The following is a 24,188-nucleotide window of genomic DNA, read 5'->3' on the forward strand; positions in this document are numbered from 1 at the left end:
GAAAACAACGGAGGATCCGCTGTGGATGGTGTGCTCGCCGGATATCGAGTGCTGGACTGTTCCATCGCCATGGCGGGCCCGTTCGCGGCGCAGCGTCTCGGTGACCTCGGCGCCGACGTGGTGAAGGTCGAGCCCATCACGGGGGAGTGGCAGCGGCACGCGGCAGCCGGTGGCGCTGCCGGTAACCGCATCAACGTGTCGTTCCTGTCGCTGAACCGGAACAAGCGGTCGTTAGCTGTCGACCTCAAATCCGCCGCCGGGAAGTCGCTGCTGTTGAAGCTGGTCGAGAGCGCTGACGTGTTCCTGCAGAACTATCGGCCCGGCGTCGCGAAGCGGCTCGGCGTCGACTACGAGACGCTGCGCGCGGTGAACCCGCGCCTGGTGTACGTGTCGATCTCCGGGTACGGCGAGGACGGTCCGTACGCGCAGCGCCCGGGCCAGGACCTGCTGCTGCAGGCGATGTCCGGCGCGATGCTCTCCACCGGCCGGGCCGGCGAACCCCCGCAGGCGGCCGGGCAGTACCTGGTCGACGCGGTGACGGCATCGACAGCGTTCGAGGGTGTCCTGGCCGCGCTGCTGCACCGGGAGCGCACCGGCGAAGGTCAGCTCGTCACCGTCAACATGCTGGACGCGATCACCACGCTGCAGATGCAGGAGCTGTCCGTCCACACGGTCGGCGGGCTGCCGCAGGAGCGCAGCGCCGAGCCGCACGCGCACGTCTACATCCGCGCGCCGTACGGCACGTTCGCCACGTCCGACGGGTACCTGGCGCTGGCGTTCCCGCCGATCAAGCTGCTCGGCGAGCTCATCGGCGAGGACTCGTTCGCCGACGCCGTCGACGAGGAGGACGGTTGGACGCGGCGCGACGAGCTGTTCGCGAAGACGGCGGCGCGGCTGGTGCTGCAGCCGACGGCGCACTGGCTGGAAACGTTCGAGGCCGCGGGAATCTGGGCCGGGCCGGTGTACTCGTACGACGACCTGCTCGCCGACCCGCAGATCGCCCACAATGGAACGTTCGTGACGTACGAGCACCCCACCGAGGGCACCGTGACGACCCCCGGGTTCCCGTACCGGTTCTCGGCGGCGCCGCCGAAGATCACCCGCGGAGCGCCGCTCACCGGCGAGCACACGCGGGAAGTCCTCGCCGAGCTCGGCCTCGGCTCGGCCGAAGTGGACGTCCTGCTGACCGACGGCATCGTGGTCGAGACGTCGGCCGAGGGCGAGGCCCCCGCCGAGGCCGTGCCCGCGGCGGAGGCTTCATGAGCCGACTGCGCGGTCTCACCTGGGATCATCCGCGGGGCTACAACGCCCTGGCGGCGGCGGCCGGTGACCTGATCCACTGGGACGCCCAGCCACTCGAAGGCTTCGAGGCCCACCCGCTGGCCGACCTCGCGGAGCGCTACGACCTGCTGGTCATCGACCATCCGCACATCGGCGAGGCCACCGAGTGCCTCGTACCGCTCGACGACGTGTTCGACGCGTCGGAGCTCGCACACTGGGCGAAGAACTCCATCGGTGCTTCGATGCGCTCGTACCATTACGACGGCAAGCACTGGGCGGTGCCGCTCGACGCCGCTGCCCAGGTGTGCGCGAGCCGGCCCGACCTGCTGGCCGCACCCCCGACCACCTGGAACCAGGTGCTCGCGGTCCGCGAACCGGTCGCGTTGTCGCTGGCCGGCCCACACGCGTTCCTGACGTTCTGCTCGATCGCGGTGGCCCTCGGCGAGGAGTACCCGGTGTCCGACGCCACCGGGCTCGCCGTCTTGGACACGATGGCCGAGCTGCACGGCCGCGCCCCGGCGGGAACTGTCGACCTCAACCCGATCGGACTGCTGGAACGCCTGTCGTCCACCGACGACATCGCGCTGATCCCGCTGGTGTTCGGGTACGTCAACTACGCACCGACCGTCCGGTTCAGCGACGCTCCCGGCCTCGGGTCGACGCTCGGCGGCACGGGCCTGGCGATCACGCGCCGGGCCACGGTCACCGACGAACTGCGCGACCACGTCCGCTGGCTGATGCGGGAGGACACGCAGTGCGGGTTCATCCCCTCCCACGCCGGTCAGCCGAGTGCGCGCGCGGCGTGGGCGGTCGACGGGTTCTACGCGGGAACCGCCCGGACGCTGGAGAACGCCTGGGTGCGGCCCCGGTACCCCGGGTACATCGCGTTCCAGGCGCAGGCCTCCGCTCTGATCCGCGACGCGCTCGACGGCGTCTTCAGTTTTCGCACCTGCTTGGCCGAGCTCCGGAGGATGTCGCAATGATCGATGAGGTGACCCTCGACGTCGCCGACCTCGTCGCCGTCGTCACGCTCAACCGGCCGCAGAAGCTCAACGCGGTCACTCCGGAGATGTCCGTCGCGCTCGTCGAAGCCATCACCTGGTGCGACGAGTCGCCGGACGTCCGCGCGGTGGTCGTCACCGGCGCCGGTGAGCGCGCGTTCTGCGCGGGTTCCGACATCACCGAGCTCGACAGGTACGCCACCCCGTGGGACTTCCGGAACCGCACGGACTATTGCGACGCCATTCGCGCGGCCCGCACGCCGACGATCGCGGCCGTGAACGGGTACGCGTTGGGTGGGGGGTTGGAGACCGCGCTGTCGTGTGACATCCGGATCGCGTCGGAGACCGCGAGCTTCGGGGCGCCGGAGATCACGCTCGGGTGGATCGGGGGTGGCGGGATGACTCCGCTGCTCGCGCAGGCGATCGGGCCGAGCAACACCGCGCTGATGACGATGACCGGGGATCGGATCGACGCGTCGCGGGCATTGTCCTGGCACTTGGTGAGCGAGGTCGTTGCTCCCGGTGACCTCGTGGCGCGGGCGCGGGAGATCGCGACGACGATCGCGTCCCGGGCACCGATCGCGGCTGAGACCGCCAAGGTGAACCTGCGTGCGGCATATTCGATGCCGGTCGAGCAGGCCATCGCCTACGAACGTGACCTGCAGACGATCTGCTTCGCCACCGACGACGCCGCCGAAGGCCGAGCCGCCTTCGCCGCCCGCCGCCCACCAGTCTTCCGTAGGAGGTAGAGAGATGACGCAGCCTCCCGAGCAGGTTTCGCCGTCGGCCGTGCCCGCGGCGGCCCCGCCGGTGGCCGGCCGGCGTGCGCCGGCCAGTTGGCCGCCTACTGCGGTGCTTCCCGTCGACAGCCAGATCGCGACGTTGGTGGGGCGGGTGTGGCGGCCGGGGCTCGGGCCGTCGGTGGTGGCGGTCCGGAACGGAGAGCTGATCGACGTCACCGACACCTTCCCGACGGTCCGCGACCTCACCGAGTCCGACAACCCCGCCAAGGCGCTGAGCGAAGCCCCCGGCGAACCCCTCGGCCCCGTGGACGCGATCCTCGCCAACACCCCGCCGGAGACCCGCGACACCACTCGGCCGCACCTGCTCGCGCCCGTCGACCTCCATGTCGTCAAGGCCGCCGGCGTCACGTTCGCCGCCTCTATGCTCGAGCGGGTGATCGAGGAACGGGTCCGTGGCGACGCCGGTGCCGCCGCCGACGCCCGCGCCGACATCCACGCGCTCATCGGCACCACCACCCCACGTCCGGGCTCCCCGGAAGCCGCCACGCTGCGCGAGGTGCTCGTCGCCGAGGGACGCTGGAGTCAGTACCTCGAGGTCGGTCTCGGACCCGACGCGGAGATCTTCACGAAGGCGCCGGTGCTCGCCGCGGTGGGCACCGCGGTCGACGCCGGTGTGCGCCGCGACTCCACCTGGAACAACCCGGAGCCCGAGGTCGTCCTCGTCGTCTCGTCGGCGGGCACGATCGTCGGCGCGACGCTCGGCAACGACGTCAACCTGCGCGACATCGAAGGCCGCTCCGCGTTGCTGTTGCCCCAGGCCAAAGACAACAACGCGTCGGCCGCGCTCGGTCCGTTCGTGCGGCTCTTCGACACCGGTTTCACTCTCGACGACGTGCGCGCGGCGACCGTGACGCTCACCGTCGACGGCGAGGACGGCTACCACCTCGACGGTGAGTCGTCGATGACGATGATCAGCCGGGACCCGGCCGACCTGGCCGCCCAACTTCTGAGCAGCCACTGCTACCCCGACGGGGCCGTGCTCTACCTCGGCACGATGTTCGCGCCCACCGCCGACCGGCACAGCCCCGGCCTCGGGTTCACCCACGACGACGGCGACGTCGTGACCGTCGCCTCACCGCGCCTCGGCGCCCTGACCAACCGCATCCGCCCCGCCGACGCCTGCGAACCCTGGACCTTCGGCATCGCCGACCTGATGCGAACCCTCACCACCCGCGCCGCGGCGGCAGCCGTAGCCGCCGATGCCGATGCCGATGCCGCGGCCGCGGATCGCGGACCCGCCGCGGAGCGGAGCCGGGGAGCTCTGTGACGACTGGGATCAGTCGGCCGCGGAAGCGGTCGGCGACGCGGTCGGTCACGCTCGCCGACGTCGCCGAGGCTGCGGGTGTCTCCGCGCAGACGGTCTCCCGGGTGATCCGGGAGCCCGATTCGGTGGGCGACGAGACCCGGGCGCGTGTGGAGGAGGCGATTGCGGCTACCGGGTATGTCCGTAACCTCACGGCGAGCAACCTCGCGTCCAATCGCAGCCTCACCGTGGCGGCGCTGCTGCCGAACATCAATGCGTCGGTGTTCGCCGAGACCGTGCGGGCGTTCGCCGCGGAGCTGGCTACCGACGGCTACCAGATCTTCGTCGGCACCACCGACTACCGGCCCGAACACGAAGAGGAACTCGTCGCGAGCTTCCTCGGAAGACGCCCCGACGGCGTCCTCGTGATCGGCACCTCCCACACCGAGCGCACCCGCGCGATGCTGCGCGGGGTGCCGGTCGTCGAGACCTGGGGCTGGACCGCCGATCCGCTCGACCTGCTCGTCGGGTTCTCGCACGCCGACGCCACCGCGGCGCTCGTGCGTCATCTCGTCGACCGCGGTCGGCGGCGGATCACGTTCGCCGGGCGTCAGTTGCCCGGGGACAGCCGCGCCGCCGAGCGTCTCGCGGGGTACACCGTCGCCGTGCGCGACGCCGGTGCCGAGCCGCGCGTCGTCGACGCGGGGGAGCGAGCAGCGACGATGGAGACCGGCGTGGCGATGCTCGACGCCGTGCTCGACCGGTACCCCGATACCGACGCGATCGTGTTCGCGTCCGATGTGTACGCGGCCGGGGCGTTGCTCGCGTGCGTTCGCCGTGGCGTGGACGTTCCGGGCAGACTGGCTCTTGCCGGTTTCGGTGACTTCGAAATGTCCCGGCACCTCGTGCCGTCCCTGACCACTGTCGCCGTACCCAACACCGAGATCGGTGCGCTGGCCGCGCGGCTGCTCCGCGATCGCATGGCCGGCCGGGAGGTCACCGAGCCGTCCCGCGACGTGGGCTTCCGAATCGTCATCCGTGAAAGCACCTGAGGAGCCTTTGATGAGCACCGTAGAGGCAGTGACGCGCGCTGCGGCCGGCGCGGTAGAAGGCCTGGCCGCGATGGGGCGGGCAGGGCGCGCGCGGTTGTTGCGGGCTGCGGCCGATGAGATCGAGGCGCGGCGGGAAGCGCTGATCGAGACCGCGGCGCGCGAGACCCACCTCGGCGAGACCCGGCTCAACGGCGAGGTCACCCGCACCGCCTACCAGCTGCGCGTCTTCGCCGACGTACTCGACGAGGGCTCCTACCTGGAAGCCACGATCGACCACGCCGGCAACACCCCGATGGGGCCGGGCCCCGACCTGCGTCGCCTGCTCCTACCGCTCGGCCCGGTAGCGGTCTTCGGCGCGTCGAACTTCCCGCTCGCGTTCTCCGTGCCGGGCGGCGACACCGCGTCCGCACTCGCGGCCGGCTGCCCGGTCGTGCTCAAGGCCCACGAGTCCCACCCCGACACCTCGGCCCTGGCATTCGAAGCGCTCCAGGCGGCGGTCGCCACCGCGGGTGCGCCCGAGGGAACCGTCGGCCTGATCTCCGGACGGGAAGCAGGCGCCGAGCTGGTCACCGACCCGCGGATCACCGCGGTCGGCTTCACCGGCTCCCTCTCCGGCGGCCAGGCCCTCCGCGCCCTGATCGAGGCCCGCCCCGAGCCGATCCCGTTCTACGGCGAACTCGCGAGCCTCAACCCCCTCGTCGTGACGCCCGCTGCAGCGGCGGCCCGCACCGAGTCGATCGCCGACGGGTTGGTCGGCGCCGTCACCGGCTCGCTCGGCCAGCTCTGCACGAAGCCGGGCCTGGCCTTCGTCCCCGCCGACGCAGCCGGTGACGCGCTGGTCGCCCGGATGGCCACCGCACTCGCCGACGTCCCCGCCGGACTCCTGCTCAACGACCGCGTGGCCGAGGGATTCGACGCGATCGGCGCGGACCTGCGGTCGCAGCCCGGTGTGTCCGTGAAAGCCACGGGAACGACGGGCGAGGGGGCGACCCCGGCGCTGCTCACCGTCGACGCCACGAACTTCACCGCCCATCTGGCCGAGGAGTGCTTCGGCCCCCTCGCGCTCGTCGTGCGGTACACGTCCGAGGCCGAACTGCTCGACGTGCTGGCGACGCTGCCCGGCTCGCTCACCGGCACCGTCCACTCTGAGAGCACCGACGACCTGGCCCCGCTGCTGGCCGTGCTCCAGCCACGCGCCGGCCGCCTGCTGTTCGACGCCTACCCGACCGGCGTCCTCGTCTCCTGGGCGCAGACCCACGGCGGTCCGTGGCCGTCGACGAACACGGTCCACACGTCGGTGGGCCCGACCGCGATTCGTCGCTTCCTGCGTCCGGTGACCTGGCAGAACGCACCGGAGCGCGCGCTGCCGGAGGAACTGCGGGACGACTTCAAGGGCATTCCGCGCCGTGTGGACGGTGTGCTGCACGTAGGTTGAGGTCGTGCGCCCACCTCTGCCGCCCTTCACCGCCGAAACCGCCGCCGCCAAGGTCCAAGCGGCCGAAGACGCCTGGAACACCCGTGACGCGGAGCGGGTGTCCCTGGCCTACACCGAGGACTCGGTCTGGCGGAACCGGGACACGTTCGTCACCGGCCGCGCGGCGATCGTCGAATTCCTGACCGCGAAGTGGGAGCGGGAACTCGACTACGCCCTGCGCAAGTCACTGTGGACGTTTGCCGGGAACCGCATCGCGGTGCGGTTCCAGTACGAGTGCCGCGACGCGTCGGGGCAGTGGTGGCGCAGCTACGGCAACGAGAACTGGGAGTTCGACGACCAGGGGCTGATGCGCCGACGGGAGGCGAGCATCAACGACCTGCGCATCAGCGAGGGGGACCGCCGCCTCTTCGGCCCCCGCGACCCCGACGACCGGTCCGAGATCACGCTGAACTGACCCGGCGGGTGCGGGAGATCACCCACCGCCCCACCGGCCACAGCAGGATCACCACGACCGTGACGTAGATGACGTAGGACAGGGGCCCGCCGAGCAGGCCGGACGGGTCACCGCCCGAGAGTTGCAGCGCCATGCGCCCCTGTCGTTCGGCGATCGGACCGAGGATCACTCCGACGATGAGCGGCAGGATCGGCAGGCCGAACCGGCGCATCCCGAAGCCGAGGATGCCGAGCACCAGCAGCAGGAACAGGTCGAACGGCTGCGCGTTGACCGCGTATGCGCCCATCGACGCGAAGAACAGGATCCCGGCGTACAGGTAGGGGCGGGGGATGCGCAGCAGCTTCGCCCACACCGGCGCGAGCGGCAGGTTGAGTACCAGTAGGAACAGGTTGCCGAGGAACAGGCTCGCGATCAGCGTCCAGACGAGCCCGGACTCGCGTTCGAGCAGCAGCGGGCCCGGCTGGATGCCGTAGCTGGTGAGCGCCGCGATCATGACCGCGGCGGTGGCGTTGGTGGGCAGCCCGAGCGCGAGCAGCGGAACCAGGGTGCCCGCCGCCGAGGCGTTGTTTGCGGCTTCCGGTCCGGCGACCCCTTCGATGGCGCCCTTGCCGAACTCTTCGGGATGCTTGCTGAGCTTCTTCTCCAGGGCGTAGGAGAGATACGTCGGGAGCTCGGCGCCTCCGGCGGGCATCACCCCGAACGGGAAGCCCAGCCCGGTGCCCCGCAGCCACGGCCGCCAGGATCGACGCCAGTCGTCGCGCCCCAGCCACGGCCTGCCGACGGGAATGACCTCCCCGGGCGAGCGGCGCAGGTGCGCGGCCGTCCACAGCGTCTCCCCGACGGCGAAGATGCCGACCGCGACCACGACGACGTCGATGCCGTCGGCCAGTTGGGCCAGGTCGAGCGTCAGCCGCTGCTGGCCGGTGACCCGGTCGATGCCGATCAAGCCGATGGTGAGGCCGAGCAGCAGCGCAGCGAACCCCCGCACCCGGGAAACGCCGAGCACCGCACTGACCGCGATGAATCCGAGCAGCATGATGGCCAGGTAGTCGGGCGCGCCCAGACTGACCGCGAACGCCACCATGACCGGGGTGACCAGCACGAGGAGCAGCGTGCCGATGGTGCCGGCGACGAACGAGCCGATCGCCGCGGTGGCCAGGGCCTGCGCAGCGCGCCCGGCCTTGGCCATCTTGTTGCCCTCGATCGCGGTGACGACCGACGAGGATTCACCGGGGGTGTTGAGCAGGATCGACGTGGTGCTTCCGCCGTACATGCCGCCGTAGAGGATGCCGGCGAACAGGATGAAGGCCTGCGTGGGCTCCAGCCCGTAGGTCAGGGGGAGCAGCAGCGCGACAGTCATGGCCGGGCCGATGCCGGGCAGGACGCCGACCGCCGTGCCGACAGTGACGCCGAGAAGCGCGAAGAGCAGATTCAGCGGCGTCACGACGTCGGCGAAGCCACCGAGCAGGCTGTTCAGATCGTCGATCAAAGGATTCCCTGCAGTATTCCGGCGGGCAGGTTGACGCCCAGCCCGATCGCGAATCCGTAGAACGTGGCCAGCGCGAGCGTCACCGCGACGACCAGCGAAACGAGGTGGCGCCGCGCACCGAGGGCGAACGCGGCACCCCAGAAGAGCAGCGATCCGCTGATCACCCAGCCCAGCGGCTCGATCAGCAGAGCGTTGACCACGAACGCGGCGATCACCAGGGCGATCGTCCGCCAGTCGATCGTCGTGCCGGGGTCGATGTCCTCGCCGCCCTCGGGCTCGCCCCGGCCGCCGCGGGCGACGTCGATCGCGTAGATGACGGCGACGATCAGCAACAGCACGCCGATCAGGATCGGCACCGGGCGAGGCCCGATCGGGTCGTTGCTGTTCGTGGCCGGATCCGTGCGGGCGGCGTCGATCAGCACGAGGACACCGACCACGGCGAGGAAGGCGCACACCCCGTACTGGGCGCGGTCCGTTCTCTCGACCGTCGCCGGCTGCTCGGTGCTCACGTCAACCCGAGGCCGGTCAGGATGTCCGCGACGGCCTTGTCCTGCGCGGTGAGGAACGCCGCGAACTCGTCGTCGGGGGCGAAGGCGTCGGTCCAGCTGTGTTTGACCAGCTCCGCTTTCCACGCGTCCGTGCCGTGCATCCGCGTCAGCACGTCGATCCACGTCTGCTTGTCCGCGTCGGAGATGCCGGGCGGCGCCACGATGCCCCGCCAGTTGGTGAAGATCAGGTCGATCCCCGACTCCTTCAGGGTCGGCACGTCCTTCACCATGTCCAGACGGCCCTCGCTGGTCACCGCGAGCACCCGGACCTGACCGGCCTCGATCTGGTCGACGAACTCGCCGACGCCGCTCGCGCCGAACGCGATCTTGCTGCCGAGCAGAGCGGGCAGCAGCTCACCGCCACCGTCGTAGGAGACGTAGTTGACCTGTTTGGGGTCGATGCCGACCGCCTTGGCCAGCTGCATCGGCAGCAGGTGGTCGGGGCCGCCGGGTGAGGAGCCACCGCCGACGGCGATCTTCTTCGGATCCGCCTTCCACGCGGCGACGAGGTCCCCGATGGTCCGGTACGGCGAGTTCTTGGGCACGACGATCGCGCCCGACTCCTCGACGAGCTTGGCGATCGGCGTCGTTCCGGTCAGTTTCGCCGGCGACTTCTGGGTGTACGACGAGCCGACCACACCCAGGCCCATCTGCATGACCAGCTTGCCGTTGCCCTTTTCGTTGACGATGCGCTGGAGGCCGACGACACCGCCCGCCCCGGACAGGTTGAACACCTCGACGCCGGAGGCGATCCGGCCGTCCTCCATGACCTTCGCGATGGTCCGTGCCGTGGTGTCGTACCCACCGCCGGGACTGTTCGGCACCAGGATGCGGAGGCCGCTCACCGGTTTGCCGGACGAACCGCTCGACTCACCCTTGTCGGCGGTGGCGCCGCAGGCGCCCGTCGCCAGCAGGGTCATCGCGGCGAACGCGGCCAGCCACGCAGGCGTTCTTTTCATCGCGATTTCTCTTTCGTTTCGGGAGCGTCCGACGCGATGATGATGAGCCCCACCGAAGCCGCATTGGCGTTGTGTAACCAGTGGAGGTTTTTCTCATTGTGGTCGTGAGGTCACGGCGTTCCACGCTCGCGGGCCAGCTGCTGGCGCTCCAGCTCGTGATCATCGTCGTGGTGCTCGTCGCCATCGCCGCCCTGTCGCTGGCGCAGTCCACCGCCACGTTCAACCGGGTCGAAGGCCGGCGGGTCGCGGCCCTGGCCGAGCAGCTCGCGGACAACCCGCTGGTGCGTGCGCAGCTCGCGCAGCCCGCCCCGGGGGAGACACTGGCACCGCTCGTGCAGACCGTGCGGACGCAGTCCGGCGTCAGCTCGGTCACCATCGCGAAGGCCGACGGGATCGTGGTCAGCTCGACCAATCCACTGTTGACGCGGAGGCGGCTCCCGCTCGGCGGCACGGGTGTCGTCGACGGACGGAGCTGGTCGGGCGAGTTACGGCTGAACGGGTCGCTGGAGCTGGTCGGACTGGTGCCGGTGCTGGGCGCCGAACCGCAGAACCTCGGCCGGCACCTCGGCATCGTCGTGATCGGTGAGGCGTCGCCCACCCTGCAGGACCGGGCCCTCGACGCCTCGTCGCACCTCGCGATCTACCTCGGCCTCGCCAGCGTCGTCGGACTGCTCGGCTCCTGGCTGCTCGCCCGGCGGATCAAGCGCCAGACGCTCGGGCTCGAGCCACGCGAGATCGCCGGGCTGGCCGAACACCGCGAAGCGATGCTGTACGGCATCGCCGAGGGCGTCATCGCGCTGGATCCCCACCACCGCATCACGCTGGTCAACGCCGTCGGTCTGCGCCTGCTGGACCTGCCGGAGCAGTGCGTCGGCAAGACGCTCACCGAGCTGGGCATCGAGGGACGGCTGGGAGAGGTCCTGACCGGCGGTGCGCGGGACGAGGTCGTGCTCCGCCGCGGCCGGGTACTGGTGATGAACCGGATGAGCGTCACCAAGGACGGGCGTCGGCTCGGCTCGGTGACCACGCTGCGCGACCGCACCGAACTCGCGCAGCTGGAACGCGAGATGGGGTCGTTCCGCAGCTCGACGGAGTTGCTCCGCGCGCAGGCGCACGAGTTCGCGAATCAGCTGCACACCATCTCGGGGCTCATCCAGATCGGCGAGTACGACGAGGTCGTGCAGTACGTCGAAGCCCTCGCGGACCACCGCGAGTCGCTCGACCTGACGCTCACCAGCAGGGTCCAGGACACCGCGGTCGCCGCGCTGCTCATGGCGAAGTCGGCCCAGGCGGCGGAACGCCGGGTGCAACTGCGCATCTCCGAACGCACGGCGCTGCAACGCCTCGATGCCGAGGACGCCGCCGACGTCGCCACAGTGGTCGGCAACCTCGTCGACAACGCGCTCGACGCCGCGACGGCCGCGGACACCGAGTGTGGCGCCTGGGTCGAAGTCGAGCTGCGTCACGACACGTCGACGGTCGAGATCGTGGTCCGTGACTCCGGGCCGGGCGTCGCGCCCGAGCTCGCCCAGGAGGTGTTCTCCCGCGGCTTCACGACGAAGGCCGCCGAGGGAGGCGAGCGGGGGATCGGTCTGGCGCTGACGCGCGTGGTGTGCAAGCGCCACGGTGGTGAGGTTTCGGTGGCCAACACCGCGGACGGCGCCATGTTCGTGGCTCGCCTGACGGTGGGCCGTCCCGTGGAGTCCATGGTGGGCGCATGATCAACGTCCTCGTCGTCGACGACGACTTCCGGGTCGCCCGCATCCACTGCGGCTTCGTGGAGCGCGTCCCGGGCTTCGCCGTGGTCGGCTCCGTGCACACCGGCCGGGACGCCCTCGACGCGGTCCGCGAACTGCGTCCCGACCTGGTGCTGCTCGACCTCTACCTGCCGGACGTCTTCGGCCTGGACGTGCTGGCCGAGCTGCGGAGCTCGGCCTACGACTGCGACGTCCTGGTCATCTCCGCGGCCAAGGAGGCAGATGCTGTTCGCGGCGCCGTCCGCAGCGGCATCGTGAACTACCTGCTCAAGCCGTTCGGGTTCGACGATCTCCAGCTCCGGCTCAAGCAGTACGCCGCGCAGCGGACCGGCCTCTACGCGGCGGAGCTCGAAAGCCAGGCCGACATCGACCGTGCCCTCTCGCAACCCGCGCGGTCGGCGACGCAAACCCTCCCCAAAGGCCTGAGCCCGGAGACGGCCGCGCTCGTCGAGCAGGCCGTCCGCGACGCCGCCGTCAGTCTGTCGGCCGCCGAGTGCGCCGACCGGACCGGGATCTCCCGCGTCAGCGCGCGCCGTTACCTCGAGTTCCTGCACGCCACCGGCGCGGTCACGGTCTCCCTCCGCTACGCGCAGGGACGCCCGGAGCGGCGCTACCAGTGGGTGAGCGACGTCAGCGGATGAGGTGCGCCGGGGCCCGGTAGCCGTTGGCGTCGATCTGAACGTCCAGTTCTGCCGCCGCCGTGACCACAGCGGGGTCCCAGTCGAGCCGCTGCCGGCCGTCACCGCTGGTCAGGAGCGCCAGCTGGCCGGGCTCGAGGCACTCGAACCGACGCCACGCGCCCGGGGGCACCGAGAGCGTGTCGAACGGCCCCAGTTCCGTGCTCACCATGTCCTTCTCGTTGAGAGTCACGCGCCAGCGCCCCGACTTGACGAGCAGCACCTGCGGCTCGGCGATCCGGTGCCGGTTGACGCCCTGGCCCGCTCCGGCGGCACGCAACCATGCGATCGTGAAGCCGTGCGGATCGGCCAGCCGGGGAGCCTGCTCGCGGTGTTCGGTGACGCCGTAGCCGATCACCAGCGCGAGCTCCGCGCCGCCGCCGGGCAGGCCGGAGTCCAGGAAAGCGTCCGAGCGCCAGACGAGGTCACCGGGCTGGGCCAGGCGCGTGCGCATCTCGTCGACCGGGACTTTCCGGAGCCCGGCGAGCTCGGCGTCGGTCATGGGCTGGATGACGTTCTCCGGCACCGTGCCGGGCTCCACCTCGATCAGCCGGTGGTCGGTGCCCAGGAACATGCCGGTCTTCGCCGCGGCGCTGATCACCGACGGCGCCCAGATCAGGCCGCCGCTCTCGTCCCGGCCCAGGGCGGTGTAAAGCCAGGCGTCGTCGGAGTCGCTGGTGAAGCCCCGGAAGATCCAGGTCGGGATCGAGATGACGTCACCGTCGCTGACCGTCGCCTCGCCGTCGGCGCCGTCGACACCCCAGCGGAACGTCCACGAGCCGGCGAAGCAGAAGAACACCTCGGCGGTGAAGTGCAGGTGCAGGTTGTTGATGGTCCCCGCGGGCATGACCGCGCCGCCCAGGTTGAAGCCGTGCGGCTCGCTGACCGGCACCACCTGTTCGCCGTTCTCCGAGACGCCCGGGCCGATCAGGGGGTAGTTCACCTTTGCCTGGCTGCCGGGGATCTTCGTGTCGAGGAACGCGGCGGTGTCGGGCACGAGGTTCTTGCGCAGGATCGTCCGGTGTTCGAGCTCGGCGGGGGTGACCTGCATGGTGTCTCCTTCGTCGGTGTGCATACGTATGCACAGTAGAGACTGTGTGGGTGGGCTTCGTCAATGGTTTAGGGTACGCATACGTAGTCGCTGCTTCGGAGGCCTTGATGCGTGAGAGCTCGGTACGGGCGCTGTTGGCCGGTGGGGGAACCGCGGTCAACGCGTGGCTCTCCGGCGACAGCCCGTTCTTCGCCGAGACGCTGTCGCACGCCGGGTTCGACGTCGTGACGGTGGATCTCCAGCACGGGATGTTCGGGCTGGACGGCGCGCTGCGGCTGCTGCAGGCCATCAGCGCCGGGCCGGCCGAGCCGTTCGCCCGGTGCCCGAGTCACGACCCGGCGATCATCGGCAAACTGCTCGACGCCGGTGCCTACGGCATCATCTGTCCGGGCGTCGACAGCGTGGAGGATGCGGCAGCGTTCGTCGCCGCGTGCCGGTATCCGCCGGTGGGGCGGCGGAGTTTCGGGCCTGCGCGGGCGTTGCTGTACGGCGGTGCGGACTACGTGGACGGTGCCGACGAGACCGTTCTGACCTGGGCGATGATCGAGTCGGCGCCGGCGCTCGAGGCGGTTGAGGAGATCGTGGCCACGCCCGGTCTGGACGGGGTGTTCGTCGGGCCGAACGATCTGGCGTTGGCGCTGGGGGAGCGGCCCGGGCAGGTTCCGGCGCCCGCGAAGGTCGAGGAGGCCTGGGTGCGGATCGTCGAGGCCGCCCACGCCGCCGGGATCTACGCCGGCAGTTTCTGCGCCAACGGCACGGTAGCCGCCCACCTCACCACCCTCGGCTACGACCTCGTGACCCCCGGCAGCGACGCCGCCCACCTTCGCGCCGGCGCCAGCGCCGCGATCGCAGCCGCCCGCAGCTCCGCGGCGCCCGCCTCCGCCGGCGCGGGCGGCGCCGAGGGGGCCGGTCGCTCGGCCGAGCCCGAGTCGGGGTACTGACCGGTGGGGGCTGGGAAGGTCACCAGTTTTGATGTGGCCAAGCGGGCCGGGGTTTCGCAGGCCACGGTGTCGCGGGCGCTGCGCCGCGATCCGAGTATCGGCGCGGACACCGTCCGCAAGGTGCTCGAGGCCGCCAAGGCCCTCGATTACGTCCCCAGCGCACGGGCCCGTGCGCTGTCGACCGGCGCCACCCAGCGAATCGCGATGGTCGTCGACCTCGACAACCCGCTCTGGTCGCTGCTCGTCGGCCGCCTCCACGACGAACTGGCCGGCCGCGGCTACCGGCTCACGCTGCTCGCCGGCCACGGCGACCCGGCCGACGTCGAGGAACACCTGATCGGCGGCGGCGTCGACGGCGTCATCGTCAGCACCGCACGGCTGGACTCCGCCCTCCCGGCGACCCTCCGCCGCCGGGGTGTGCCAGCGGTCCTGCTCCAGCGGTACGCCGAGGGCTCCGATCTGGACGCCGCGGTGGCCGACGACCGCGCGGGCGGCGCGGCCGCCGCGCAGGTTTTGCTGGACGCCGGCCACCGCCGCATCGGCGCCCTGTTCGGCCCCGACGACACCAGCACCGGTCGCGAACGGGCGATCGGCTTCCGCGCCCACCTCGACGAGGCCGGCATCGAGCTCCCCGACGCCTGGGTCCGAACCGGCGAGTTCGAGCAGGCCCACGGCGCCAATTCGCTCGCCGCGGTGCTCGGCGGACCCCACACCCCCACCGCCCTGTTCTGCGCGAACGACGTCATCGCGATCGGCGCCCTGAACGCGGCGCGGGCCGCGGGCGTCGCGGTGCCCGACGACCTCGCGCTCGTCGGCTTCGACGACCTGGAGAGCGCCGCCTGGCCGATCGTCGATCTGACGACGATCCACGTGCCGTTCGACGACATGCTGCGCACCGCGGTGACGCTGCTGCTCGAACGCATCGGCGGCTTCGCCGGCGGCGGTCGCCGGGTGATCCACCCGGTGACGCCGGTGCTGCGCGCCACGCACGGCGGCTAGCCCGGCCGCACGCCCCGGACACCCTGGATGAACAGTTCCACTCCGAGCTCGAAGTACGCCGGTTCGTTCCCGCAGTCGGTGAACGCGTCCGCCGAGGCCAGCATGTGCGGGAACCGCTCCGGGGACAGTGCCGCGAACGACGCCCGCTTCACCCGGAGCCGCTCCTCCCGTTCGGCGGGGCTCTCGCCGACCATCAGCCCGGGCTCCTGGGTCACCAGGCTCACGATCGTGTGCAGCGCCTGACTGGCGAGCTGAGCCGCCTGCTCGGCGTCGAACCCGGCGCTTCGCAGGAGCCCGAGCGTACGCTCGGCGATCTCGAGCCCCGAGTCGGACAGCAGCACGCGCGTCCGGACCAGCTCGGCGACGGCCGGATGGGCCCGCAGGACCGTGAGCAGCGCGGACAGCACGTCCCGTAGCTCGTCGTGCCACGGCCGCGCGGACGCGGTTGGCAGCGTCACGTCGGACAGCAGGCGCTCGGAGATGCCCTCCAGCAGCAGGTCCTTGTCCTTGAAATGCCAGTACAGCGCCATCGGCGTGACGCCCTGGTCGTGGGCCAGGCGCCGGATGGTCACCGCCTCGAGGCCCTCGGATTCGGCGAGCGCGATCGCGCAGTCGACGATCCGGTCCCGCGTGAGCCGCTCCTTGACCGCCGCATCGGCACGTTTCCTCGCCACGGTTGACAACTATACGGCGTACATGTTTCGCTCTCAACCGTTCCTATACGACGTACATGTACTGCGTACGTGAAAACCGAGGCGACAGCTATGCGACGCAGCCCCTGGGCCACCCTCGTGGTCCTGGCCCTGGCCCAATTCATGGTGGTGTTGGACGTCACGATCGTGAACGTCGCGCTACCCGACATCCAGACCGATCTCGCCTTCACCCCGGACAACCTGCAGTGGGTGATCAGCGCCTACACGCTCGTGTTCGGTGGGTTCCTGCTCCTCGGCGGCCGCGCGGCCGACCTGCTCGGACGTCGGCGGCTCTTCGTCGTCGGACTGGGGCTGTTCGCGGTCACCTCGCTGATCGGCGGACTCGCGCAGAACCAGGAAGTGCTGATCGCGGCCCGCGCCGTGCAGGGCCTCGGCGGTGCGCTGCTCTCCCCGGCCGCACTCTCTATCCTCACCGTCACGTTCGCCCACGGCCGCGAGCGCAACATCGCGCTCGGGATCTGGGGCGGCCTGGCCGGGCTCGGCGGAACGCTCGGCGTCATCGCCGGTGGTGTGCTGGTCGACGCCGCGGGCTGGGAGTGGGTGTTCTTCGTCAACGTGCCGATCGCGGCCGCGCTGATCGCCGTGGCGCCCGCGATCATCCGTGAGAGCCGGGTGGAGACCTCCGGTCCGCGCACGTTCGACGCGGCGGGCGCCGTGCTGGCGACCGGCGGTGTGCTCGCCCTGATCTACGGCGTGATCCGGGCCGAACCGCTCGGCTGGGGTGCGGGCGAGGTCATCGGCTCGCTGGCAGCGGCGGTCGTCCTGCTGGTCGCGTTCGTCGTCGTCGAGCGTCGGTCGGCGGCCCCACTGGTGCCGATGCGGTTGTTCCGGTCTCGGGGGCTCAGCACCGCCACTGCGGCGCTGGCGCTCAACGGCGCCGCGTTCCTCGCGATGTTCTTCCTGACCGCGATCTTCCTGCAGCAGGTGCGCGGCCTGTCCGCGCTCGAGACCGGTCTGCAGTTCCTGCCGATGGGAGTGGCCGCGATCGTGGCCGCGGTCGGCGCGTCCCAGCTGGTCGCGCGGGTCGGCACCCGCCCGGTGATGTTCGTCGGCGCGATCGTCAGCGTCCTCGGGCTCTGGCTGCTGTCCCAGGTCGACGCCGGCGGGAACTACGTCACCGACCTGCTGCCCGGGTTCATCCTGTTCGGCGTCGGCATCATGGGCGTCGGCACGGCGGCGCAGATCGCGGCCGTGGCCGACGTGCGGCACGACGAGGCCGGCGCCGCGTCCGGTGTCGTCTCGTCCGGGTACCAGGTCGGCGGGGCGCTGGGGCTGGCGATCATCACGACGCTGTCGACGTCGCACGTGAATGATCTGGTGACGTCGGGTAGCGCTCCGGCGCAGGCGCTGGTCGAGGGATTCCACCGGGGGCTGCTGGTGGCGGCCGTCTTCGCCGGCGTCAATCTGGTCATCGCGCTGGCGTCACCCCAGCTCACGCCGGACGCCGAGCAGCTGGCCGAGGCCGTCGCAGTATGAGTATCCGACCTGACTTCGCCGCGGGCGGCTACGACCTGTGGTCCTGATCGGACAGCCAGGCGCGGAGCAGCGTTGCTACCGCGTCCGGTGATTCCAGCGGGGACATGTGGCCGGTGTTTTCCAGGACGTGCAGGGTGGCGTCCGGAATGCCGGTGGCGAGTTCCTGCTGGAGCTCGGCGGGGCTGACCCCGTCGAGGTCGCCACGGATCACCAGCGTCGGAGCGGTGATCGCGGCGAGGTTCGGTCTCGCGTCGGTGCGGGACTGTTGGGCGGCGAGTTGCCGCCGGAAACCGTCGGGGCCTACCGACGCGGCCATGCGTGCGTTGCGGTCGATCAGATCGGGTCGGGACGCCGGAAGGGTGGCGTGGGCCAGCTCGTGGGCCACGGTGGTGAACTCACCGGCGGCGACCCGTTCGTCCCAGGCTCGCCAGGCGGCCCGCTGGGCGTCCGTCGGGGGCCTCGCGCTGCTGTTGAGCAGCGCGAGGCGCCGGATCCGGTGCGGTTCCTGCCGCACCATCTCCAGCGCGACGATTCCGCCCAACGAGTGGCCCACCACCGAAAATGCCCCCGGCGCCGCCGCCAGCACCCCCGCGGCCAGCTCCGTCACCGTGCCCGCCAGATCGATCCGTGCGATCCGGATCGACGCGACATCGGCCACTCGCGCGGCCACATCGCGCCATCCGTCGGCATCGCCGAGCATCCCCGGCACCAGCACGAGTTCGGGCCGCGACACACCCGGCGGCCCAGCGTCTCGTGGCGCACCACCCGACGGCGCAGCACCCGGCGTGGTCATCGGCCTACCATGCCGGCGCTGAGATCGATGTCGGCGCAGTGCAGCCCGGTCATGCTCAGCATGGCGACGAGCGCATCCGCCACTTCGGACTCCTCGAGCATGCGCCCGAGCGCCGCCCGCGACGTGAACGCCCGCTCGGCGTCCTCGGCGGTGCCGCCGGTGAGTTCCGCCTCGAGGCGGAAGTTGCGCTCCATGCGCGGCCCCCGCACCGGCCCGGGCGACAACGAGTTCACCCGCACCCCACTCGGCCCCACCTCCGCACCGAGCGTGTTCGTCAACCCGATCACCGCCATCTTCGAGGCGGTGTACGGCGTCCGGTTCGCCAGCGGACGCTTCCCGCTGACCGACGCCAGGTTGATGACGTCCCCGGCGCCCCGCGCCACCATCGGCGGCAGGAACGCCCGGCACACCAGGTACATCCCACGCACGTTGACCGCGAAGACGTCGTCCCACTCCTCGGGCTCGATCTCCAGCAGCGGCTTCACCGGCCCGGGAACCCCGGCGTTGTTCACCAGGATCGAGATGTCCTCGTCCGCCAACTCCTTGGCGAGCGCCGCCACCGACGCCGGGTCAGCGACGTCCACCGTCGCCACGCGCGAGCCGGACAGCAGCGCCCGGGTCTCCTCGAGTGGCTCCCGCCGCCGACCGGCGAGAATCGTCCGGACACCCCGGGCGTCGAGAGCGAGCGCGAACGCCCGGCCGAGGCCGTTCCCGGCGCCGGTGATGAGCGCGGTGCGCGCGATCAGGCGGTCAGGCAAGTCGATTCCTTAGAACTGTTCGTAGACGTCGGTCCGGCGGTCGGCCAGCACGTCGTTGGTGGCCGAGATGGACTTCCGGCGAGCGGCGTTCAGATCGAGATCCGCGGTCAGGCTCACGACGCCGGGGCCTGCCGACGCCACGACCCAGCCGTCCGGGTCGACGATCGCCGTGCCCTCCGTCCAGGCCTGGCCCCGTTCGGTGCCGGTGCGGTCGCAGCACGCCAGAAACACCCGGTTCGCCCGGGCGGCGGCCATCGCGGTCACGACCTCGGGCGGACGTTCGCCGGCCGGCCGCGGCACCACGGGCCAGTTGGTGGGTACCGCGATGAGCTCCGCCCCGGCCACTGCCAGGCCCCGGGTCATCTCCGGAAACTCCATGTCGTAGCAGATCAGCACGCCGATCCGGCCCACTCGCGTCGGCACGACCGGGGGAGCGGCGGTACCCGGCGAGAACACCCTGCTCTCGGCGTCCCACAGATGCGTTTTGCGGTAGACGGCCAGTACCCCGGACCGGTCGACGACAGCGGCGCTGTTGTGGACGCGGCCGTCCGCGCCGGCTTCGCAGAAACCGCCCACGACGACCGCGTCGCCCGCGGCACGGCCCCACGCGCTGAACAACGGGTCGTCCGCGGGCACGGCCAGCGACCGGGCCTCGTCCGCCGACGCGAACACGTACCCGGACGTGACGAGCTCCGGCAGCACGATCACGTCGGCGTCCGAGGCGGCGGAGATCGCCGCCACGGACATCGCCGCGTTGTACTCCCGGTCCCCGATCGCCGGGGCGACCTGCGCGCAGACGACCCGTGTCACGGAAGCATCGGCAGCGGGGCGTCGCTCAGCAACTGGGCCATCACGTCGAACTCGTTGAAGAGGTTCCACTCCTCGGTGACCCGGCCGTTCCTGACGTACAGCTGGGAGATACCCCAGAGGTGCGCCCGCCGGCCGGTGGGAACGCCGTACAGACCGTGGCCGCGGTGGGTGCCGCTCGCGGTCCACCGGACGACGATGCGGTAGCCCTCCTCGTCGTTGCCCATCCAGTAGACCTCGTCGACCTTCATGCCCAGGTCGGGGAACGTGGCCATCAGGCTGCGGGCCATGCCCTTGACGTCCCCGAGCCCGTAGCCCGTCCGGTTCGACGTGCCCTTCCACCGCACGGTGCTGCTGTACGAGCGGTCGAACGCGGACAGGTCACGCCGGTTGTAGACGTTGTGGAACAGCGCGCGGGCGAAGTGCTCCGGGTCGAAGTCCGTACCGGTCTGCGCCGGGTAGTACTCGGGCTTGCGCCCGCCGGCGAGACGGTCGACCTCGGCGAGGTAGCGCTCGGCGACCGGCGACGCGGCGATCTCGTTGCCGTACCGGCGCGCGGCGTCGGCGACGTCGATGCCGAGCTGCGCCAGCTTCGAGCACATGTTGTAGAGCACCCACTCCTCGAAGATCTCGTTCTCGCGGACCACGCAGTTGGCGATGCCCCACATGTTCACGGGGCGGCCGGTCGCCGGGCCGTGCGCCCACGGCCCGAGGTGGTGCCCGGTCGTGATGTACCGGTGCGAGGTGACGAAACCCTGCTCGTCGTCGCCGGCCCAGATCACGTCGTCGGCGTACGAGCGAGTGTCAGGGAACGCGTGGATGCTCTGCATCGTCCCGGAGACGACCCGCTCGACCCCGTAGTGCGCGCCGCTGTCGTCGTAGACGAAGCAGCCGGGAGCGTAGGTGTCGTAGATGTAGCCGACGTCCTGGTCCTCCCAGATGCGGTGGGTGATCCGGACGATGTAATCGATGATGTCGACGTAGGTGTCCTCGAAACCCCGCATCGACTGGCGGCGCTCGCCCCGCTCCAGCCCCGCGCGCACCGTGTCGGTGCCGGTGGCCGGGCGGATCGCGATCGAGAAGTCCTTCGGCATCGTGCGGAGCGAGGGTCCGTCGCCGAGACTCGGCCCGATGATCGTCATGAGCACTGCATCTTGTAGATGTACTCCTGGACCTCGGGGGTGTTCAGGTTCTCCTTGGTCGCCACGACGAACGGCGACGACTGCTTCTTCGGCACCGACTCGCCCTTCCAGATCTTCTGGGCGGACTTGATGCCTTCCTTGCCTTCACCGAACGGGTACTGCACGACCAGGGCGTCGGCGCCGCCGTTCTTCAGGGACTCGACGATCGGGTCCGACGTGTCGTAGCCGATCACCTTGATCTGGCCGGTTTTGCCGGCCTCGCGGATGCCGGTGACCGCACCCTCGGTGTTGTTCGTGGTGACGCCGAAGATGCCGGTCAGCTTCGTGTTCGAGCCGGCGGTCGTCGACGCGATGTTCGCGGCCTTGGCGGTGGCGTTCTGGGTGTACTGGACACCGAGGAACTTGATGCCCGGGAACTCCGCGATGCCCTGCTTGAAGCCCTCGACGCGGGCGTCGCCGATCGGGGTGCCCGGCGTGTTGTTGAGCGCCATCACCTCGCCGGTGCCCTTGAGCAGCTCACCCATCTTCTTGCCGGCGAGCTTGCCGCCCTCGATGCTGTCGGACTGGATGAACGTCTCCATGACGCTGTCGTCCTGGAGGTTGTCGTCGATGCCGATGATCGGGATGCCGGCGGCCTTCGCCTTGGTCAGCGGGCCGATCATCGCCTTGGTGTCGGTCACCGAGATCATGATCGCGTCGGGCTTGCTGGCAACGACCGCGTCGACGATCTGGGTCTGCTTGGCGACGTCCCACTCCGACGCGCCCTGGTAGGAGAACTCGACGCCGTCCTGTTTGGCCTGCTCGGTCGCTCCGCACGCCACCGTTTGGTAAAACGGGATGCCCGACATGCCCTGGATGTAGACGACTTTTCTGGTTCCGGACGAGCCACTGTCGTCGGAACTGCTACAGGCGGCGGTGAGTAACAGTGGAAGGGCAGCGGCCAGCACGAGCACCTTGCGCATCGACGTTCCTCTTTCTCAAAGCGGGGGGTTCGGGAGAGCTCAGCCGCGATCGCGGCGACTGCGACGACGCTGGTCGATGAACACGGCGACGATCAGGATGAAACCGATCGCCACTTCCTGCCAGAACGGCTTCACGTCGACGACGATCAGACCGTTGTTGAGAACGGCGGAGATGAACATGCCGACGGTGGTGCCGACGACGGTGCCGACGCCACCGAAGAGGCTGGTGCCGCCGAGCACGACACCGGTGATCACCTGGAGCGCGTCCTGGGTGTGCCCGGCGATCGTGGTGGTGGAGAACCGGGTCAGCGACATCATTCCGGCGGCGCCGGCGAGCAGCCCGGACAGTGCGTAGAGCTTGAGCAGGTGCCGGTCGACGTTGATGCCGGCGCGCCGGGCGGCCTCGGCGTTGGAACCGACGATGTAGGTGTGGCGGCCGAACCGGGTGTAGGCCAGCGCCAGCCCGCCGAGGACGGCGACGGCGGCGGAGATCCAGACCAGGGCGGGCAGCCCGAGCCACTCGTCGACGCTGAAGCGGATCAGTGAGAGCGGAACGGTGCGGACGTCGTTCCCGTCGGTGATCAGGCGGGCGATGCCGAGTGCGGCGCCCATCGTGCCGAGCGTCGCGATCAGCGCCGGAACACGCAGGCGGGTGATGCAGAAGCCGTTGAAGACGCCCCACAGCGTGCCGGCGACGACCGAGACGACGAGCCCCGCGAAGACCGGCATCCAGCCGTCCCCACCGACCGCGCCCATCGTCTTCGCGGCCATGACGCCGGAGAACACGAGTACCGAGCCGATCGAGAGGTCGAAACCGCCCGCGACCATCACGAACGTCATGCCGACGGCCATCACGAGCAGGATGCTGACGTCGGTGAGGATGTTGCGGAAGTTCGCCGGTGTGGGGAACGCGTCCGGACGCAGGATCGAGAAGACGATCGCCATCAGCAGCAGGATGCCGCCGAGGTAGAACGGCGTCGCGGAGAAGACCTTCGTCAGGGCCCGGCGGCGCGCCGAGACCTTCTCGCCGACCGCGTCGAGCGAGGGAGTGGTCGGTTCGGTCTGCACGCTCATCACGCCACCCCGTCCAGAGCGCCGGTCATGGCTCCGACCAGCTGTTCGACGTCACATTCGGACGCGGTCAGCCGCGCGACGCGGCGGCCGAGCCGCAGGACCTCGATCCGGTCGGCGACCTCGAGGACCTCGGTCATGTTGTGGCTGATCAGGACGACGGCGACGCCCGAGTCGGCGACCCGGCGCACGAGCTTGAGGACGTTGCGCGTCTGCCGGACGCCGAGGGCCGCGGTCGGCTCGTCCATGAAGATGATGCCTTTGGCCCACATCACGGCCCGGCAGATCGCGACGCTCTGCCGCTGACCACCGGAGAGGGCCGCGACGGGGGCGTCGAGGTCCTTCACGTCGGTGCCGAGCGACTTGAACGCCTCGGCAGCCTTGGTCTTCATCGTCTTGCGGTCGAGCACGCCGAGCTTGCCGAGTAAGCCGGGTTTGAGCAGCTCCCGGCCGATGTAGGCGTTCTCGGCCGGACCGAGTTCGGGTGCCAGCGCGAGATCCTGGTAGACGGTCTCGATGCCGAGGTTGCGGGCGTGCAGCGGCGACTGCATCGTGATCCGCTCGCCGCGGAGCAGGATCTCGCCCTCGTCGGGGTTCTGCACTCCGGAGAGGCACTTGACCAGGGTGCTCTTGCCGGCGCCGTTGTCGCCGATCAGCGCCACCACTTCGCCGGCGTCGACCGAGAAGTCGGCACCGGAGAGTGCCTGCACATGTCCGTACCGTTTCGTGATGCCGCGCGCTTCGAAGAGGACCGCCATCTGCTCTGCCTTCCTGAA

General features: G+C 70.5%; 24 protein-coding genes. 12 read left to right on the forward strand and 12 right to left on the reverse strand.

Annotation, left to right across the window (positions count from 1 at the left end; translation table 11 throughout):
- Positions 1-21 precede the first annotated feature (21 nt).
- The 7 genes from ACGFY5_RS29540 to ACGFY5_RS29570 are packed head-to-tail and all read left to right on the forward strand — an operon-like array spanning position 22 to position 7,269.
- Positions 22-1,263 carry a CaiB/BaiF CoA transferase family protein gene (locus ACGFY5_RS29540; RefSeq protein WP_392724826.1) on the forward strand — a complete coding sequence of 414 codons (1,242 nt, stop codon included), beginning with the start codon at positions 22-24 and terminating at the stop codon, positions 1,261-1,263.
- Positions 1,260-2,264, forward strand: coding sequence for a carbohydrate ABC transporter substrate-binding protein (locus ACGFY5_RS29545; RefSeq protein WP_392724827.1), 1,005 nt, complete (start codon positions 1,260-1,262; stop codon positions 2,262-2,264). The genes ACGFY5_RS29540 and ACGFY5_RS29545 overlap by 4 nt, the downstream gene beginning before the upstream one ends.
- Complete coding sequence (locus ACGFY5_RS29550) at positions 2,261-3,031, forward strand: enoyl-CoA hydratase/isomerase family protein (RefSeq protein WP_392724829.1); 771 nt, start codon at positions 2,261-2,263, stop codon at positions 3,029-3,031. Before ACGFY5_RS29545 ends, ACGFY5_RS29550 begins: the two co-directional genes overlap by 4 nt.
- Positions 3,032-3,035: 4 nt before the next feature.
- On the forward strand, positions 3,036-4,352 hold the full coding sequence (locus tag ACGFY5_RS29555; protein WP_392724830.1) for a fumarylacetoacetate hydrolase family protein: 1,317 nt from the start codon (positions 3,036-3,038) through the stop codon (positions 4,350-4,352).
- Entirely contained in the window at positions 4,349-5,380 is a 1,032-nt protein-coding gene (locus ACGFY5_RS29560) for a LacI family DNA-binding transcriptional regulator (RefSeq protein ID WP_392724832.1), read from the forward strand. The genes ACGFY5_RS29555 and ACGFY5_RS29560 overlap by 4 nt, the downstream gene beginning before the upstream one ends.
- A 10-nt stretch (positions 5,381-5,390) precedes the next feature.
- Positions 5,391-6,815, forward strand: a complete 1,425-nt coding sequence (locus ACGFY5_RS29565; RefSeq protein ID WP_392724833.1) for an aldehyde dehydrogenase (NADP(+)) — start codon at positions 5,391-5,393, stop codon at positions 6,813-6,815.
- A gap of 4 nt (positions 6,816-6,819) precedes the next feature.
- On the forward strand, positions 6,820-7,269 hold the full coding sequence (locus ACGFY5_RS29570) for a DUF1348 family protein (protein ID WP_392724834.1): 450 nt from the start codon (positions 6,820-6,822) through the stop codon (positions 7,267-7,269).
- Here the strand turns inward: ACGFY5_RS29570 and ACGFY5_RS29575 are convergent.
- The 3 genes from ACGFY5_RS29575 to ACGFY5_RS29585 are packed head-to-tail and all read right to left on the reverse strand — an operon-like array spanning position 7,256 to position 10,265.
- Positions 7,256-8,755: a tripartite tricarboxylate transporter permease gene (locus tag ACGFY5_RS29575; protein WP_392725062.1), complete on the reverse strand. Its 1,500-nt coding sequence runs from the start codon at positions 8,753-8,755 to the stop codon at positions 7,256-7,258. The genes ACGFY5_RS29570 and ACGFY5_RS29575 overlap by 14 nt on opposite strands.
- Entirely contained in the window at positions 8,755-9,267 is a 513-nt protein-coding gene (locus tag ACGFY5_RS29580) for a tripartite tricarboxylate transporter TctB family protein (protein WP_392724835.1), read from the reverse strand. Before ACGFY5_RS29580 ends, ACGFY5_RS29575 begins: the two co-directional genes overlap by 1 nt.
- Positions 9,264-10,265 (reverse strand): Bug family tripartite tricarboxylate transporter substrate binding protein, encoded by a 1,002-nt coding sequence (locus tag ACGFY5_RS29585; protein ID WP_392724837.1) that lies wholly within the window; start codon positions 10,263-10,265, stop codon positions 9,264-9,266. The genes ACGFY5_RS29580 and ACGFY5_RS29585 overlap by 4 nt, the downstream gene beginning before the upstream one ends.
- A 98-nt stretch (positions 10,266-10,363) precedes the next feature.
- On the opposite strand from ACGFY5_RS29585, the gene ACGFY5_RS29590 reads away from it, so the two are divergent.
- Both ACGFY5_RS29590 and ACGFY5_RS29595 read left to right on the forward strand, forming a co-directional pair.
- On the forward strand, positions 10,364-11,986 hold the full coding sequence (locus tag ACGFY5_RS29590; protein ID WP_392724838.1) for an ATP-binding protein: 1,623 nt from the start codon (positions 10,364-10,366) through the stop codon (positions 11,984-11,986).
- Positions 11,983-12,663, forward strand: a complete 681-nt coding sequence (locus ACGFY5_RS29595) for a response regulator (RefSeq protein WP_392724840.1) — start codon at positions 11,983-11,985, stop codon at positions 12,661-12,663. The genes ACGFY5_RS29590 and ACGFY5_RS29595 overlap by 4 nt, the downstream gene beginning before the upstream one ends.
- On the opposite strand, the gene ACGFY5_RS29600 is transcribed toward ACGFY5_RS29595, so the two are convergent.
- Positions 12,653-13,750: a hypothetical protein gene (locus ACGFY5_RS29600; RefSeq protein ID WP_392724841.1), complete on the reverse strand. Its 1,098-nt coding sequence runs from the start codon at positions 13,748-13,750 to the stop codon at positions 12,653-12,655. The two genes, ACGFY5_RS29595 and ACGFY5_RS29600, sit on opposite strands and share 11 nt — an antisense overlap.
- A 107-nt stretch (positions 13,751-13,857) precedes the next feature.
- Here ACGFY5_RS29600 and ACGFY5_RS29605 point away from each other — a divergent pair, with 107 nt between their 5' ends.
- Positions 13,858-14,691, forward strand: coding sequence for an HpcH/HpaI aldolase/citrate lyase family protein (locus tag ACGFY5_RS29605; RefSeq protein WP_392724842.1), 834 nt, complete (start codon positions 13,858-13,860; stop codon positions 14,689-14,691).
- A gap of 3 nt (positions 14,692-14,694) precedes the next feature.
- Positions 14,695-15,690, forward strand: a complete 996-nt coding sequence (locus ACGFY5_RS29610; protein WP_392724844.1) for a LacI family DNA-binding transcriptional regulator — start codon at positions 14,695-14,697, stop codon at positions 15,688-15,690.
- Here the strand turns inward: ACGFY5_RS29610 and ACGFY5_RS29615 are convergent.
- On the reverse strand, positions 15,687-16,364 hold the full coding sequence (locus tag ACGFY5_RS29615) for a TetR/AcrR family transcriptional regulator C-terminal domain-containing protein (RefSeq protein ID WP_392724846.1): 678 nt from the start codon (positions 16,362-16,364) through the stop codon (positions 15,687-15,689). The two genes, ACGFY5_RS29610 and ACGFY5_RS29615, sit on opposite strands and share 4 nt — an antisense overlap.
- Before the next feature lie 90 nt (positions 16,365-16,454).
- On the opposite strand from ACGFY5_RS29615, the gene ACGFY5_RS29620 reads away from it, so the two are divergent.
- Positions 16,455-17,879 carry an MFS transporter gene (locus tag ACGFY5_RS29620; RefSeq protein WP_392724847.1) on the forward strand — a complete coding sequence of 475 codons (1,425 nt, stop codon included), beginning with the start codon at positions 16,455-16,457 and terminating at the stop codon, positions 17,877-17,879.
- Positions 17,880-17,907: 28 nt separating this feature from the next.
- On the opposite strand, the gene ACGFY5_RS29625 is transcribed toward ACGFY5_RS29620, so the two are convergent.
- Genes ACGFY5_RS29625 through ACGFY5_RS29655 form a run of 7 tightly spaced genes read right to left on the reverse strand, consistent with a single transcriptional unit; the run spans position 17,908 to position 24,170 of the window.
- Positions 17,908-18,672 carry an alpha/beta fold hydrolase gene (locus ACGFY5_RS29625; RefSeq protein ID WP_392724848.1) on the reverse strand — a complete coding sequence of 255 codons (765 nt, stop codon included), beginning with the start codon at positions 18,670-18,672 and terminating at the stop codon, positions 17,908-17,910.
- Positions 18,669-19,436: an SDR family NAD(P)-dependent oxidoreductase gene (locus ACGFY5_RS29630; protein ID WP_392725064.1), complete on the reverse strand. Its 768-nt coding sequence runs from the start codon at positions 19,434-19,436 to the stop codon at positions 18,669-18,671. Before ACGFY5_RS29630 ends, ACGFY5_RS29625 begins: the two co-directional genes overlap by 4 nt.
- A gap of 3 nt (positions 19,437-19,439) precedes the next feature.
- Positions 19,440-20,240, reverse strand: coding sequence for a nitrilase-related carbon-nitrogen hydrolase (locus ACGFY5_RS29635; protein WP_392724850.1), 801 nt, complete (start codon positions 20,238-20,240; stop codon positions 19,440-19,442).
- Positions 20,237-21,379: an ester cyclase gene (locus ACGFY5_RS29640; protein WP_392724852.1), complete on the reverse strand. Its 1,143-nt coding sequence runs from the start codon at positions 21,377-21,379 to the stop codon at positions 20,237-20,239. Before ACGFY5_RS29640 ends, ACGFY5_RS29635 begins: the two co-directional genes overlap by 4 nt.
- Complete coding sequence (locus ACGFY5_RS29645; protein ID WP_392724854.1) at positions 21,376-22,341, reverse strand: ABC transporter substrate-binding protein; 966 nt, start codon at positions 22,339-22,341, stop codon at positions 21,376-21,378. Before ACGFY5_RS29645 ends, ACGFY5_RS29640 begins: the two co-directional genes overlap by 4 nt.
- Before the next feature lie 39 nt (positions 22,342-22,380).
- Positions 22,381-23,415 carry an ABC transporter permease gene (locus tag ACGFY5_RS29650; protein ID WP_392724856.1) on the reverse strand — a complete coding sequence of 345 codons (1,035 nt, stop codon included), beginning with the start codon at positions 23,413-23,415 and terminating at the stop codon, positions 22,381-22,383.
- Positions 23,415-24,170: an ATP-binding cassette domain-containing protein gene (locus tag ACGFY5_RS29655; protein WP_392724857.1), complete on the reverse strand. Its 756-nt coding sequence runs from the start codon at positions 24,168-24,170 to the stop codon at positions 23,415-23,417. The genes ACGFY5_RS29650 and ACGFY5_RS29655 overlap by 1 nt, the downstream gene beginning before the upstream one ends.
- Positions 24,171-24,188 lie beyond the last annotated feature (18 nt).

The sequence above is a fragment of the Cryptosporangium sp. NPDC048952 genome, assembly GCF_043197895.1.
In the GTDB taxonomy this organism is placed as follows: Bacteria; Actinomycetota; Actinomycetes; order Mycobacteriales; family Cryptosporangiaceae; genus Cryptosporangium.